Below are 14,421 nucleotides of genomic sequence, written 5' to 3'. Positions count from 1 at the left end.
GGTTATCATATGGCGGCTGACGCGCCGGCGACGAGATCCGTCCACGGCATGAGGAGGACGCTGACGGATGCACGAGCGCGAGCACGCGGAGCGCCCGGGTCACGGGCCCGGTGGCGGATGCGCCGACTGGGTCGACGCGATGGGCCGGGCCGCCCGGGCCGCCGGACGGGAGCCGGACGCGCGGCTCGACGGCATCCTGCGGCGGAGCGCCGCCCGCGTGCCCGACCGCACGGCGCTCGTCGGCGCCGGCGGGCGCTGGACCCACGCCGAGCTCGACGCCGAGGTCGACCTCGCCGCGCGCGGCCTGATCCGGTCGGGCGTCCGGCCCGGCGACCGGATCCTGCTGCAGCTCGCCGACGGCGCCGCCTTCGTCATCGCCTGGTCCGCGCTCGTGCGCGCCGGCGCCGTGCCCGTCCACGCGATGCCCGGCCACCGGCTCATGGAGCTCGCGCACCTCGCGGCCGGCAGCGGGGCGCGCGGCATGGTCGTCGCGGAGCGCGTGGGCCGCGACGACGGCCGGGACCTCGCCGCCGGGGTGCGCGCGGCCTGCCCCGGGCTCGACCTCGTGATCGTGCACGGGCCCCGGAGCCTCGCGGGCGCGCTCACGTGGGAGGGGATCCGCGAGCTCGGACGCGAGGACGTGGGCGCCGGCCCGGGGCTCGACCCGGTCGCGCCCGACGGCGCGCCCCGACTCGCGCTCCTCCTGCACTCGGGCGGCACCACGGGCCTGCCCAAGCTCATCCCGCGCCACCACGCGGAGTACTCCTACAACGCGTGGGCGGCGGCGCGCGCGGCCGGCGTCGGTCCCGGCTCGGTGCTGCTGGCCGTGCTGCCCGTGGCCTTCAACTTCACCCTCGCGTGCCCCGGCGTGCTCGGCGTGCTGGACGCGGGCGGCACCGTCGTCGTCGCGCCCGACCCGGATCCCGCGACGGCCTTCGCGCTCGTCGCCCGCGAGCGCGTGACGCACGTGGCCCTGACCCCCACGCTGGCGCGGGCGTGGATCGACGAGGCCGCGCACGCGACCGCCGACCTCTCGAGCCTCCGCGTGGTCCAGGTCGGCGGCGCCCGGCTCGACGACGTCACGGCGCGCGCCCTGGAGCCCGCGCTCGGGGCGACGCTCCAGCAGGTCTACGGGATGGCCGAGGGGCTCGTCTGCATGACCGCCCTCGACGATCCGCCCGAGCTGCGCTGGAGCACCCAGGGGCGCCCGACCAGCCCCGACGACCTGCTGCGCCTGCGCGCCGCCGACGGATCCCTCGCGGCCGACGGCGACGAGGGCGAGCTGGAGACCCGCGGGCCGTGCACGCTCCGCGCGTACCACGCGGCCCCCGACGCGGACGCGTCGGCCTTCACGCCCGACGGCTTCTACCGCACCGGCGACGTCGTGCGGCGGCTCCCGTCGGGGCACGTCGTGGTCACGGGACGCGCGAAGGACCAGGTCAACCGCGGCGGCGAGAAGTACGCGGCGGCGGAGGTCGAGCGCTACCTGCTGGCCATGCCGTCCGTGCGGGCGGCGGCCGTGGTGCCGGTGCCGGATCCCGACCTCGGCGAACGCGCCGTCGCGGTCCTCGCCTGCGCCGGGCCCGCCCCGGATCGCCGCGCGGTCGTCGCGCACCTCCGGTCGCTCGGGGTGGCGGCGTACAAGCACCCGGACCGCGTGGTCGCGCTGCCCGCGCTGCCGCTCACCGCCGTGGGCAAGGTCGACAAGGCCCGGATCGCGGCGCTGCTCTCCGCGGGACCGGGCACGGACGCGCACGCCGACGGGGACCGTGCTTGACGCGATCCTCCCCGCCGGGGCCGTCCTGGCGGAGGAGCGCGGTCCCGCGGGCGAGCACCCCCTGCATCCGGCGGAGGCGGGCGCCGTGGCCCGCGCGGTGCCGTCGCGCCGGCGCGAGTTCGCGGCGACCCGGGCCTGCGCCCGCACGGCCCTCGCGGCCCTCGCCGCGTTCGACGGGGACGCGCCGGGCGCCGCCCCCGTCGCGATCCCGAAGGGCCGGGGAGGCGATCCCGTCTGGCCGCGCGGAGTGGTCGGCAGCCTCACGCACTGCGCGGGCTACCGGGCCGCCGTCGTCGCGGGCGTCGACGCGCTGCGCACCATCGGGATCGACGCCGAGCCGCACGCGCCCCTGCCCCGGGAGGCCCGGGACGTCGTCGGCCTCGCGGGCGAGCTCGACCCGCATCCGCCGCTCGGCGCCGACGTGCACGCGGACTGCGTGCTCTTCAGCGCGAAGGAGTCGGTGGGCAAGGCGCACTACGCCCGGTACCGCGAGTGGCTGGGCTTCGCGGACCTCCACGTGACGCTCCACCCCGGCGGCGCGTTCACCGCCCGCCGGTGCGCGCCCGGCCCCGTCCCGTTCCCCGCCTACCGCGGCAGCTGGCGCGTCGCGGAGGGCCTCGTCCTCACGTGCGCGTGGCTCGCCGTGCCCCGCGTCCCGTCCGCCGTCCCCCGCCCCGCCTGAAGGAGTCCCCATGCCCGCAGCCCCCGTCACCCGCGCCGCCGAGCTGCGGATCACCCGCGACCCGCTCGGCGCCGCCGCCGACCTCGGGCGCGCCTTCCGCGACGAGCCGCACGTGATCCTCGAGGAGGCGGGGCGGTTCTCGTGCGCCATCGGCGCGTGGGCGGAGGTCATGGTCGACCGTCGGGTCGTGCGCCTGCGCGTCGCGGGGGAGGAGGACGTGGTCGTGCCGTGGCGGGAGCAGCCGCTGCGCGAGGTGGACCGGCTGCTCGCGGGCCTCGGCCCCGGCCGCGGGCGCGCCTACGGCACCGCGTCCTTCGAGCTGGCGCGCGCGCATGCGGGCATGCCGGTCGCCGTGGACGCGGGGGAGCTCCTGCACGTGATCCTGCCGCGCACGGAGGTGACCATCGCGGACGGCCGCGCGACCATCCGCTCGGGGGACGCGCGCGAGGCGGCACTGGTCGCGCGGATCCTCGGCGCGGCCGAGCCCACGGCCCACCCCGCCGCCCACCTCGCCGCCCTCGCGCCCGCGCACGAGCGCCCCGGCGTCCCCGACCCCGAGGAGGGTCACGCGCGCTACCTGGCGGCGGTCGCGTCGGGCATCGCCGCCATCCACGCGGGGGAGCTCCGGAAGGTCGTCCTGTCGCGCCGGGTGCCCGTCGCGGGCGAGGTCGACCTGCCCGCCACCTTCGTGCGGGGGCGCCGGGCCAACACGCCCGCCCGCTCCTACCTGCTGGGCCTCGGCGGGGTCGAGGCGGTGGGCTTCAGCCCCGAGATCGTCGTGGCGGTGGACGCCCGGGGCACCGTGCGCACCCAGCCGCTCGCCGGCACGCGGGCGCTCGTGGCCGACCCCGTCGAGTCGCGGCGGCTGCGCGAGGAGCTCCTGTCGGACGCGAAGGAGATCCACGAGCACGCCGTCTCGGTGAAGCTCGCGGTCGAGGAGATGGCGCCCGTGTGCCGCCCGGGCAGCGTGCGCGTCGAGGAGTTCATGGTGGTGGAGGAGCGCGGCACGGTGCAGCACCTGGCCTCCCGCGTCGCGGGCGAGCTCGTCGAGGGCCTCACGTCCTGGGATGCGCTGGCCGCGCTGTTCCCGGCCGTCACGGCCTCGGGCGTCCCCAAGCGCGCCGCGTTCGACCTCATCCGCCGGCTGGAGGGGCACGACCGCGGCCTCTACGCCGGCGCGGTCCTCCGGATCGACCCGGACGGCGCGCTCGACGCGGCCCTGGTTCTGCGGACGCTGTTCCGGCGCGGGGACGCGACGTGGCTCCAGGCCGGCGCGGGCGTCATGGGGGCGTCGCGCCCGGCGCGCGAGCTCGAGGAGACGCGCGAGAAGCTGGCGAGCATCGCGGACCACGTCGTCCGCGCGCGCGAACCCGGCCGCGGGGCGGGGTCGGCGGACGGGGGCGGCGCGCGCGCCCGTGCCCCGCGGGGAGCCGCCGCCGGCCGGTGACGTCCCCGGGCTCAGACCCCGCCGCCCCCGCCTCCTCCACCGCCGCCGCCGGAGGTCGTGCCTCCCGTGGATCCGCCGCTCGAGCTCGAGCCGGAGTACGTGCCGTGCATGCTCGACGACACCGACCCGAGGCTCGCCGCGAACACGGCGGGCGAGAATGGGGTCTGCCCGGCGTACCAGCCCGGCCGGCTCCGCTCGTGCTCGTAGCGGCGGCCGAGCTCGTCGGCCCACTCGCGCTCCTGGCCGAACACGGCCGCGTACGGCAGTAGCTCCTCGGTGAGCCGCAGCGCGTCGCGGTCGTCGCGCGGGAGGTCCTGCCGCTCGGCGCCGTCGGGCGACTGCAGCACGCGGATCCGGTCGGCCTCGGCCAACCGGATGAACAGGCGGAGCCCCGCCAGGTGGTCGCGGAGCGCCACGCCGCGCTCGGTGAGCGGGTGCTTCACGACGAGCGCGACGCTCGCCCCGGTCGCGAGCACGGCTGCCACGAGGATCGCGATCACGACCGGGCCGCCGTACGCGCCGACGAGCGACAGCACCGCGAAGACGATCGCCGCGACCATGCCGAGCCCCGCCACGACGAGCAGCAGCACGATGGGCCCCACCGGCAGCGGCCTGCGGAGCCCGTCCGTCACGGTGTGCTTCCGCACGCCGGCCAGGAGCGCCTGGATCCGCGTCGCCACCTTCGTGTCGGTGCCCCTCAGCTCCTTCACCGCGCCGGCCCCCGCGCCGTCGCCGAACACCGCGGCGACGAAGCGCCGCTCGTCGGGGTCGGTGACGCGCGACGGGTCCACGAGCTCCAGCGAGAACGCCGGCTTCCGGCCGCCGTCCCGCTCCAGGATCCGCACGGCGCCGCGCACCGCGAGGTCGAGCAGCAGCGCGGTGGTGGCGCGCGCGACGTTCCCCGAGATCACGGAGGAGACCAGCACGCCGATGCCCTCCGGCGGGTCGTACTGGGCGACGATGGTGCCGCGGCCGGGCGCGTCGGACAGGCGGCGGCGACGGAGGACGAGGGCGCCCGCGGCGGCGGCCAGCGCGAGCAGCGCTCCCGCGAGCGACAGCGCCGGCCACGGCGCCGCGAGGAACGAGGAGTCGCGCGCCGTGAACGTGCCGCGCTCGAAGCCGATGGAGAGGCTGAGGTTCTCGCGCGGGCCGAGATCGGTCGCGCTCGCCTGGAAGCCGGCGTCCGTGCGGGTGATCTCCGCGGGCCCGTCCGCGCCCGCGGGACCCGCCGCCGCATCCGCGCCACCCGTGACCCGGGGGAGGAGCTCCGGCGCGATCTCCACGGTCGCCGACACGCGCCCGAACGGCTGCGCCCACCGGAGCCCGTTGACGTCCCAGTAGAACTCGTCGGCGTCCGTGTCCGCGTAGGCGCGGGTCACGTCGTGCTGCTCGTACTCGATGACGTAGGTCTGCTCGCCGCGCACGTACCGGTCGTCGTCGGCGATGGTGAGCACGAGCGCGCCGTCGTCCGTCTCGGACTCGTAGGCGCGCGGAGCCCCGGCGCCGTCGGTCACGGAGAGCACGCGGAGCCCGGTCGGGTGGCCGTCGTAGTCGCGCACGAGCTCGCGGCGGATCCCGCGGTTCTGGTCCCGGTCGGGGAACTCGGCCACGAGCGTCTCGGTGGTGCGGAGCACGGAGCGGCCGTCCGCGTCGGCCGACAGCCGGTAGACGGCGTCGAACGAGCGGAACGAGAAGTCGTCCACGTCGGCGTGCGCCGGGGCGGCGAGCCCGAGCGGGATCGCGAACGCGGTCAGCAGCGCGGCGACGAGCGCCAGGCGGATCCGGGCACCACGGTCGATGCGGCCCGGGCGGATCCGCGTGACGTCCCGCGTGCGCTCACGCACCGGTCGCCCCCGTGCTCGTTCCCGATCCCGTCTCCGGTCCCGCGTCGACCAGCCGCCACTCGGCGACGAAGTCGCGGACGCTCCGGGTCTCGAGGTCGAGCCGCACCCGCTGCAGCAGCCGGTCCGCCTCGTCGAGGTCGCCGGCGTCCGTGCGCAGGACCTCCCGGCCCGTGTCGATCCGTCGGACGACGAGCTGCGCCTCCCGGCCGAGACCGGCGAGGTCCCCGCCCAGGCCCACGACCGTGAGCGCGACGGTGCCGATCGCACGCGCCGCCCGTCTCACGGGCCGACGCGGGCCGGCGTCCAGCAGCGCCTCGAGGACCTCGGCGGCAGCGGCATCGTCCCTGCCGCCCTCACCACCGGTGCCGGATGCGTCAGCGCTCGTCATCGTGCTCCCCTCGCGCGGCCCCCGCCGCACTCGGAGTCAACCACGGGATCCGGCCGCCAGCAGGGCCGCGGCGTCGGCGGCGAGGCCCGAGTAGGCCGACTGCCGCTCGAGCCCCGACGCCTCGCGCGCCGCGGCCTGCACGACCACGGTCCACGCGTCGTCCCCGTCCTCCACGAGGTAGGAGAGCGCGAGCGTGCCCACGGAGCTGCCGCCCTTGAACGCCACGTGGTCGAAGCGCTCCGGCTCGGGCAGGCCCGGGTTCGCCGCGAGGATCCCGCGCACGGGCTCCCCGGCGGGCGTCGCCGCGAGCTCGGCGAGGCGCAGGTGCGCGCGGGCGATGTCATCGGGGGTCGCGAACCAGTCGGCGCCCTCGGTCCACACGACGTCCGTGAGCGCGGTGACGGGCACGTCGAGCATCCCGCCCGGCAGCCCGTCGAGCAGCGCGCGCCGCTCGGCCGCGTCCCCGTCCGCCCAGTCCTCGCGGAGCGCGCCGTCATCCTGCCAGCCGACGCGGAACAGGTCGCGCGTCGTCATGAGCGGCACGTTCCGCGGCGGATCCGAGTGGCCGAGGTCCGCGAGCGCCGCCTCCACGCGCTCCCGCCCGACGGCCTGGACGAGCATGTCGGTGGCCGTGTTGTCGCTGATCGCGATCATCTTCTCGGCGGTGTCGCGCACGCTCACGATGGTGCCGGTGGGGGCGTCCTGCAGCTCGCCGGAGGGGAGGCTGCGCACGTCGTCGGTGACGGTGAGCGGGTCGTCCCAGCCGATGCGGCCCTCCTCGACGGCCTGCACGAGCGCGCCCAGCACGTAGAGCTTCACGATGGATCCGATGGGCCGCGCGTCCGTCGCCCGCACGCCGTCGGGCAGCACCTCGAGGATCCGCTCGCCCAGCTCCCCGCCGGATGCGCGCGTGACCGTGAGCGACACGTCGCCGCCGAGCGCCGCGGCCTGCTCCTCCAGCTCCGCCCAGCTCGCGGCGGGCTCGCGATCGCCCTCCGGCTCGCCGAAGAACAAGCCCTCGATGAGCCCCTGGTCGTCGACCGCGACCTGCATGTCGAAGGTGCCGCCCGCCGCGCTCGCGATCGTGGTGACGGACTGCCCGCCCTGCTCCTCGTGCCCGGTCGCGGTCCACGGGCGGCCGGCGTGCACCTGCTCCAGCACGGCCGCGAGGTCCTCCGCGGGGGCCGCGTCGAGCATCACCTGCGCGAGGCGCTCGCCGGTCTCCTGCACGGGCACCGCGTCATCGGAGTTCACCGTGTCGAGGAGCCACTGCGCCTGCTGGCCGACGGGCGATCCCGGCAGCACCACCGGCTCGGCGACGGGCGCCGACGTGGCGGGATCCGCGGGCGACGCCGAGCACGCGGCCAGGAGGGCGGCCACGGCGGCGATCACGAGGGCGGTCGCGGCGCGCGCGGGGCGGGATCGGCGGGTCGGTCGAAGCGGTGACGCAGGCATGCGTCCATCCGACAGGAACGGGGCCGCCCGGGCGTCCCCCAGGAGGGGGAATCGTCCGGGCGGCCCCGTTCGTCGTGTCGTACCGCGGTCGGATCAGCCGCGCGGCTCGACCCGGCTCTGACCGGCGTCGCGGCCGGAGACGACGTTCGTGTCGATGTCGAACGCCTGGTCGCCCGCGCCGATCGTGTGCTCGAGGATCTGGTCGAACGCCCAGTTCTCCGGGATCTTCACGCCGAGGTTCGCGCCCCAGCCGGTGGACATGTCGGCCACGTAGCTGAGCTCGGTGAGGTGCGCGGCGGCGAGGGTGCAGCAGATGCGGCGGCCGGCGTACACGCCCACGCGGTAGGCGCTGCCGCGGCGGCGGAGCTCGTCGTGGATCCCGCGGAAGTACGGCTCGAGGTACGTCTCGACCTCGTCGCCCGTCGCGTCGAAGTCGATCGCGTAGTAGATGGGCGTGCCCGGCAGGAAGCCGAGGCGGCGGGCCGCGTCGTCGGCCCGGCCCGCCGCGCGCACCCCGAGGTCGTACGAGAAGTACGTGGTGTCGGTGCCGCCCTCCTGGAAGATCGGGATCACCTTCAGGCCGCCGGCGAAGATGGCCTGGAGCTCGCCGTCCTGGATGCGCTTCTCGAGCGCGTCCGGCCGGTCGGAGTTCGTGAGGTAGCGCCCGACGATCGTGTAGCCGGCGTCCTTCAGCGTCTTCGCGCGCGCGGCCGTGATGACGGTGATGCCGTCGGCCGCGTTGCCCGGACGGGTCGGGTCGCCGTTGCTCGCGAGCAGCGCGGCCCACGTGCGGTAGTCGCCGCGGCCCGTCTCGGGGAGGGCCACCGTGCGCTGGAACTGCGAGATGCGCACGCCCTGCTCGGCGGAGAAGGTGCCGTCGACCGGCCCGTCCCACGTGCTCATGACCACGAGCGACGCCTGGAGCAGGTGCACGAGGTAGCCCGTGGTGTCGGCGGATCCCACGGTGAGGGTCGCCTGCTTCTGCAGCGTCGTGCGGGTGAGCGGCCCCATCACGCCGTTGGCGGTGGCCTCGTCGATGCCCATCTCGAGCTGGAGGGCGTGGATGAGGGCCTTGTGCGAGTCGCCGGTCCACACGCCGTCGGTGGTGACGGCCGGGAAGCCGGTGCGGGCGCCGTAGCGCGCGACGAGCTGCTTCTGGATGTCGCGGACGACCGGACGGCCGTTCGACGCGAGCGGGACCTCGGGGATCGGGGTCGCGGGGGTGGTGGCCTCGTCGGCGTGCGCGGGACCCGCGGCGACGAGGGCGACGGGGACGGCGGCGAGCGCGCCGCCCAGGACGGAGCGTCGTGACAGGACGGTGCTTCGAGACTGGTTCATCGGTGTGCCTCCCATGCCGGACCACCGAGCAGACCGCCCGCATGGCGGGCGATGGTTCCGGTGGATGGCGGTCTGCGGTTGTCCGACGGCCTAATGGCGACGCGTGGTGCCGCCGGGCCGAGCGGGCGTGAATGGTCACCGTACGTCAGACCGGCGCGCGACGCCGCCCGGCGTCCACAGGGGAGGCGGGCGGCGGGTGGCGCGACGCGGTGCGACACGGTGGGCGTCAGCGGTCGGCGGGCACGGGTCCCGCGGGACCGGTGGGTCCGTCGGATTCGTCGTCGCCCGCGCCCCGAGCGCTGGGGCGCATGCGGTCGCGCGCGTGGTGCAGCGTGTCCGACGGGACGGGCGGCACCCCGCGGGAGAGCCGCGCGAGGCCGAGCCGGACGACGACCGCGGTCGCGATCCCGAACAGCGCCAGCGTGATGAGCGTGGCCGCCCACAGCGGCAGCGCGAGCAGCAGGAGCGCCACGATCACCGCGGCGAGGAGCCCCAGCGACACGAGCGCGAGCGCGACGCCCGCGCCGAGCATGATGGCGCCCGAGCGGGCGGACCGGGCGCGCTCGCCGATCTCCCGCTTGGCGGAGTCGATCTCCGCGCGCACCGCGCGGAGCAGGGGGTCGATGGCCTTCTGGGCGAAGGACCCGCCCAGCCAGCCGCCGCGGGAGGAGCTGTCGTCGTCGGTCATGGTGCGTCTCTTCTCTCGTGCAGGGGAGCGGGCGTGCAGGGGGCGGGCAGACGACCGCCCCGGCTCGGATCGCGGGGATCCGGACCGGGGCGGCCGTGGGCGGATCAGGCCAGGCGGGTCTCGCTCGACATGCTCGAGCGGAGGCCGCCGGTGATCTGGATGACGACCGGCACCTCGGTGCCGAGGACGGCGTCGAGCCGGGTCACGGCCTCGTCGACCGTGCGGCGGACCGCCATGGGCGAGACGCCGCGACGGGCGACCGCGGTGACCCGCAGCGTGGTGGCGTGCGCCACCTCGAACGCCGTGACGTCGACGGAGACGATCGCGGAGTCGTCGCGCAGCGCGTCCCCGAGCAGCTGCTCGGCGACCTTCGCGTCGATGACGACGGATCCGCCCGTGGGCGTCCCGGCCTCGCGACCGCCCTCGAGGCGCACGAGCGTCCCGGTGCGGCCGTGCCCCTGGCGGAGCGCGAACCAGGCGAGGACCACGATGAGGACGAGCGCCACGAGGGCGACGACCCAGAGGATCCACGGCTGCCCGCCGGAGAGCGCGTCGGAGACCGGCTGCTTCGCGTCGGACGCCGCGCCGGAGACCGTGGACTGCACGTCGGGCAGCAGGCTGCCCGCGCCGAGCGCGACTCCCGCGGCGATCAGGACGAGCCCGACCACGATGACGAGGAGGCGGTTCAGCGCCCTGTTCGTGCTGGTCATGAGCCCACCTTCCCGTTCGTCGCGAGCGTCACCTTGGGGGTGAGCGCCGGCGTGTAGTCGTAGCCGTCGAGCTCGGCGCGGACGGCCTGCTCGATGGCGGCCTTGTCCGGCGTGTACCCCGACGAGGGCGTCAGCCGCACGAGCACCTGCCGCTTCGAGACGGAGACGTCGACCTGGTCGGGCGACACCTCGCCCGCGTAGCTGGCGGTGAGGGCGACGGAGCGGGCGATGACGCGGTCGTCGACGACGGCCGCCGTGCGTCCCACGCTCCCGCCGCGGCGGCCGCGGCTGCCGGGCTTGAGGCCGACGATGACCAGGATCAGCCCGACGATCGCGACCACGACGCCGACGGCGACGAGCGCCCCGGCCGGGGCCGACGCGGCGTCGAGCGTCGCCGACGCGAGGTCGGCGGGCGCGAGCAGCAGCGGCGCGGTGCCGACGGCCGCGAGGACCGCCTCGGTGCCGAGCCAGGCGAGCACGAGGATCAGCAGCACGGCGAGCGTGATGGCGATCCCGGCGCGCGACGAGTGCGTCTCCCGCCGCACGAGGCGGCGGTAGGTGCTGTCGGTGCTCATGAGACCCTCCTGCGTTCCTGGATGCGGGCGCCCGTGATCCGGAGGTCGACCCGGCCCACGGTGGATCCCGTGAGGCCGAGCACGCGCTCGCGGACCTCGGTCTGCGCGGCGGTGAGGCGCTCCACCAGCGACCCCTCGCGGACCGGGCGGTCCGAGAGCGCGGGGACGCGGATGGGGGTGCGCGCCTCGACGGTGAGCTTGCCGCCCGCGTCCGTCAGCGTGACGGTGACGTCCGACGCGGGCACCTCGAGGGCGTCCGCGGTGACGGCGGAGACCACGCGACGAACGGCGCGCGACGTGATCGTGGTGCGGCCACGGGGCGTCTGCGACGCGGTGCCGGGCGTCCCGGGGGCCGCGATCGCGGAGCTCACGACGACCGGCGCCCGCGGAGGGCGTCGGCGAGGCCGCGGACGTCCAGCTTGCCCTCGAGGACGCGGCCGACGCCGAAGCCGACGGCCATGAAGATCAGGACGAGCAGGAAGCCGCCGAAGCCGAAGGCGAGCCCGGAGAGCGCGAGGACCGCGCCGACGAGGAGGCCCGTGACGGTGGGGGTCACTGGACGCGCTTCTCGGCCGCGTCGTCGTCGGACGACTTGTCGGACGGGAGGTTCACGTCGGTGATCGTGACGTTGACCTCGGTGACCTCCATGCCGACGACCTGGTCGATGGCGTCGGTGATGGCGGAGCGCACGTCGTCGGCGACCTGCTGCAGGTCGACCGGGTACTCGGCGATGAGCGTGACGTCGACGGCGACCTGGGTCTCGCCGACCTCGACGGAGATGCCCTGGCCGCGGTCCTGCTGGCCGATGACGTTGCGGATCGCGCCGACGGCACGGGCCGCGCCGTTGCCGAGGTCGTGCACGCCGCGGACCTGGCGGGCGGCGATGCCGGCGACCTTCTCGATCACGCCGTCGGCGATGGTGTTCTTGCCGCCGGTGGTGCCGGTGCCGGTGACGCCGGTGGACGCGGACGTGGGGGTGATGCTCGACATAGTGTCTCTCTCTCGTGGTGGTCGGACGGTTCTGGTGGTGCAGCTGCGTGGCGCGGATCGGAGGGTGCCTCGCGATCCCGCTTCGTCATTCAGACGCATGCACCGGGTGGTTCGGCACGCGGTTCAGGCGACTCCCAGGGACCAGGATCACCGCTTCGCCTCCCGGACACCGATCGAGGAGGGAGCGGACACCGCCCCGACACCCGTCAGCCGCGCAGGGTCGCGCTCGGCAGCTCGCCGAAGCGCTCCGAGTAGGAGGCGGCGAACCGTCCGAGGTGGCCGAAGCCCCACTGCTCGGCGACCGCCCGCACGGTGGTCGTGGTGGGCGAGGCGTCGCGCAGCTCGGCGCGCACGCGGTCGAGCCGGATCCCGCGGAGCAGCGCGCTCGGGGTCGTGTCCTCGTGGCGCCGCACGGCGAGCTGGAGCACGCGCGTGCTGATCCCCGCCGCGCGGGCCGCGTCGGCCGGCGTGATGGGCCGGTCGGCGTGGTGGTGCAGGTACTCGATGGCCGCGCGGACGGCGCTCATGCGCGGCGCCCGCATCTCCGCGCTGAACGGCACGTCGTGCCACGGGAACAGCTGGAGGGTGGCGCGCGCGACGAGCAGGCCCACCTGCATCCGCAGCAGCGGGCTCGACGCGGCGTCCTGCAGCACGGGGCTCGCCTCGCCGACCGCGCGCCGCCAGGCGGAGGTCTGCTCGGGCGACGGCGCACGGGTGTGGTCGAAGACGAGCGGGCGCGAGCGGCCCTCGTGCAGCTCGGCGGCGGTCTCCTCGAGGAAGGCCGCGTCGATGTGCACGAGGTTCTGCACCGCGGGCCCCGAGCGGAAGCTGAACGACCGGCCGGACGGCAGGAGGAACGGGCGGCTCCCGTTCGAGCGCACCTCGTGCGAGCCGACGTCGACGGCGCCGGATCCCTCGCGCCACCAGGCGACGACGTAGTCGGGCAGCATGGGCAGCCGACCCCAGTGCTCGGCGGGGAAGACCGACGAGCGGAGCGTCACGTTCTCGTCGCCGACGAACGAGTACCGGTACGAGAAGTCGCCCGGGCCCTTCGCGGCACGGAAGTCGGTGCCCGGGTACAGGGCGGTGTAGCGCGCGACGGCCTCGTCGAGGTCGGTGCCGGCCATGTGGCCGCGGCGCAGCGCGGGCGCCGGGGCCTCGGCGGCCCAGTCGGCGAGATCCGCGGCCCGGCCGTCGGAGACGGCACCTCCCTCGTGCGGCGAGATGGTGTCGACGGTCGCGTCGCCGTCGTGCGGGCGCGTGCGGGGTGCGAGCCGGGTCGTGCCCGGCAGCGCGGCTCCGCCGGCCCGCTCGGGGTCGAGCGCGGGCAGCGCGTGCAGGGGGGACGCGGCGCGGTGGCGCCCGTCGGGCGCGGATGCGGTGCTCATGGATCCTCCGTCCTGCGCGACCGGGATCCGATCGCGTGTCATGGAGTGGACGTTCGGGGCGGCGTGTTCGTCACGCTCCAGGAGGGCGGATCCGCGTCCGGCGCCGGGCCGACCGGGTCCGGCCGGGTCCGGCCGGGACGCCACTGCGGCGCCCCGACCTGCCCGCTGCCGCTAGTTCGCGGCGCTCGTGGTGATGCTGCCGTTGATGCCGGCCGGGTAGAACCCGCCGCGGTTCACGGCCTTGCTGTTCAGGTACACGATGTTGAGGACCTGGCCGGTCGTGCGGCTGAACGCGATGCTGTTCGCGTCGGTCGGCACGAGGTTGGCGCCGCCCGAGACCGTGATGCCCTGGTCGAGGTCCGTGGACCCGTCGAGGGAGTCGCGCGCGTTCGAGATGGCGTTGGCGGGTGCCGCCAGGCCGCGGGCGAACAGCTGCGAGCGGATGATGCCCGCGTGGTACGCCTCGACCGCGAGGATTCCGGCGGCCGCCTCGAGGTACGTCTTGTTGGTGATGAGCGGCGCGGCGCCCTTGTACGCGGTCACTCCGACGTCCTCGAAGATGAAGGAGGCGAGCAGGAAGTTCTCCTGGTTGGCGAACGCGTCGAAGGTCTGGGTGCCGCTGATGAGGCCGGCGGCGCGGGCCGCGGCCGTGAACGCGGCGTCCAGGTTGATCGCCGGGCGCGCGACCCGCGCGGAGCCGAGGGCGGCGCGGAGGAACTTGACGTGCGCCTTCTCGTCCTGCGCGATCTCGTACGCGTACTGGCGGATCGCGTAGTCCTGGAACTGGACCGCGCGGCCGCCCGTCACGGCGCCCAGGGTGCCGACGCCGGAGATGTCGTTGGGTACCAGGCCGTTGCCGGTCACGGCGCGGAGGTAGAACTCGGCCTCCAGGTACTCGAGGTTGAGCGCGAAGTTGAGGACGGCGGCGTCCGTGACGGCGCCCGCGTCGGCCTCGGCCTGCGCGTCGGCCGCCTGCGCTCCGGTGGCGGGGATGAGGGCCGCGGCGCCGACGCCGAGGCCGGCGACACCCGCCGCGCTGAAGAAGCGGCGACGGTCGAGCGGCGATTGCGCGCTCCGGTCGATGGCCTGGCTGATGAACTTCTTGTCGAACATGTGCACGCTCCGAGGAGGTCGGCGGT

15 protein-coding genes are annotated in these 14,421 nt (G+C 75.8%); 3 read left to right on the top strand and 12 right to left on the bottom strand.

Annotated elements, in window-relative coordinates:
- Positions 1–67: 67 nt before the first annotated feature.
- From B5P21_RS15270 to B5P21_RS15260, 3 genes are read left to right on the top strand one after another with little or no spacing between them, the layout of a single operon-like run.
- Positions 68–1,777: a (2,3-dihydroxybenzoyl)adenylate synthase gene (locus B5P21_RS15270; protein ID WP_052663159.1), complete on the top strand. Its 1,710-nt coding sequence runs from the start codon at positions 68–70 to the stop codon at positions 1,775–1,777.
- Positions 1,770–2,459 (top strand): 4'-phosphopantetheinyl transferase family protein, encoded by a 690-nt coding sequence (locus B5P21_RS15265; protein ID WP_094171349.1) that lies wholly within the window; start codon positions 1,770–1,772, stop codon positions 2,457–2,459. Before B5P21_RS15270 ends, B5P21_RS15265 begins: the two co-directional genes overlap by 8 nt.
- 10 nt (positions 2,460–2,469) lie before the next feature.
- Positions 2,470–3,906: a salicylate synthase gene (locus B5P21_RS15260; protein WP_045526372.1), complete on the top strand. Its 1,437-nt coding sequence runs from the start codon at positions 2,470–2,472 to the stop codon at positions 3,904–3,906.
- Positions 3,907–3,917: 11 nt separating this feature from the next.
- On the opposite strand, the gene B5P21_RS15255 is transcribed toward B5P21_RS15260, so the two are convergent.
- The 12 genes from B5P21_RS15255 to B5P21_RS15200 form a co-directional block, all read right to left on the bottom strand.
- Positions 3,918–5,750: a DUF2207 domain-containing protein gene (locus tag B5P21_RS15255; protein ID WP_052663160.1), complete on the bottom strand. Its 1,833-nt coding sequence runs from the start codon at positions 5,748–5,750 to the stop codon at positions 3,918–3,920.
- Complete coding sequence (locus tag B5P21_RS15250; protein WP_045526373.1) at positions 5,743–6,138, bottom strand: hypothetical protein; 396 nt, start codon at positions 6,136–6,138, stop codon at positions 5,743–5,745. Before B5P21_RS15250 ends, B5P21_RS15255 begins: the two co-directional genes overlap by 8 nt.
- Positions 6,139–6,174: 36 nt before the next feature.
- Entirely contained in the window at positions 6,175–7,593 is a 1,419-nt protein-coding gene (locus tag B5P21_RS15245) for a serine hydrolase (protein ID WP_045526375.1), read from the bottom strand.
- A gap of 93 nt (positions 7,594–7,686) precedes the next feature.
- Positions 7,687–8,931, bottom strand: a complete 1,245-nt coding sequence (locus B5P21_RS15240; protein WP_094171348.1) for a glycoside hydrolase domain-containing protein — start codon at positions 8,929–8,931, stop codon at positions 7,687–7,689.
- A 226-nt stretch (positions 8,932–9,157) separates the two neighbouring features.
- Positions 9,158–9,619, bottom strand: a complete 462-nt coding sequence (locus tag B5P21_RS15235; protein WP_045526379.1) for a phage holin family protein — start codon at positions 9,617–9,619, stop codon at positions 9,158–9,160.
- 104 nt (positions 9,620–9,723) lie between these two features.
- Complete coding sequence (locus tag B5P21_RS15230; protein ID WP_045526380.1) at positions 9,724–10,329, bottom strand: hypothetical protein; 606 nt, start codon at positions 10,327–10,329, stop codon at positions 9,724–9,726.
- Positions 10,326–10,904: a hypothetical protein gene (locus B5P21_RS15225; RefSeq protein WP_045526382.1), complete on the bottom strand. Its 579-nt coding sequence runs from the start codon at positions 10,902–10,904 to the stop codon at positions 10,326–10,328. Before B5P21_RS15225 ends, B5P21_RS15230 begins: the two co-directional genes overlap by 4 nt.
- Complete coding sequence (locus B5P21_RS15220; RefSeq protein WP_045526383.1) at positions 10,901–11,275, bottom strand: hypothetical protein; 375 nt, start codon at positions 11,273–11,275, stop codon at positions 10,901–10,903. Before B5P21_RS15220 ends, B5P21_RS15225 begins: the two co-directional genes overlap by 4 nt.
- Positions 11,272–11,460: a DUF2273 domain-containing protein gene (locus B5P21_RS15215; RefSeq protein ID WP_015489105.1), complete on the bottom strand. Its 189-nt coding sequence runs from the start codon at positions 11,458–11,460 to the stop codon at positions 11,272–11,274. Before B5P21_RS15215 ends, B5P21_RS15220 begins: the two co-directional genes overlap by 4 nt.
- Positions 11,457–11,894, bottom strand: coding sequence for an Asp23/Gls24 family envelope stress response protein (locus B5P21_RS15210; protein ID WP_045526385.1), 438 nt, complete (start codon positions 11,892–11,894; stop codon positions 11,457–11,459). Before B5P21_RS15210 ends, B5P21_RS15215 begins: the two co-directional genes overlap by 4 nt.
- A gap of 206 nt (positions 11,895–12,100) precedes the next feature.
- Positions 12,101–13,282 (bottom strand): helix-turn-helix transcriptional regulator, encoded by a 1,182-nt coding sequence (locus B5P21_RS15205; RefSeq protein WP_045526387.1) that lies wholly within the window; start codon positions 13,280–13,282, stop codon positions 12,101–12,103.
- Between the two features lie 171 nt (positions 13,283–13,453).
- Positions 13,454–14,395: a ferritin-like domain-containing protein gene (locus B5P21_RS15200; RefSeq protein WP_045526389.1), complete on the bottom strand. Its 942-nt coding sequence runs from the start codon at positions 14,393–14,395 to the stop codon at positions 13,454–13,456.
- Positions 14,396–14,421 lie beyond the last annotated feature (26 nt).

Source organism: Clavibacter michiganensis subsp. insidiosus (assembly GCF_002240565.1).
Taxonomy (GTDB): domain Bacteria; phylum Actinomycetota; class Actinomycetes; order Actinomycetales; family Microbacteriaceae; genus Clavibacter; species Clavibacter insidiosus.
This window is presented reverse-complemented; position numbering and strand designations above follow the sequence as displayed.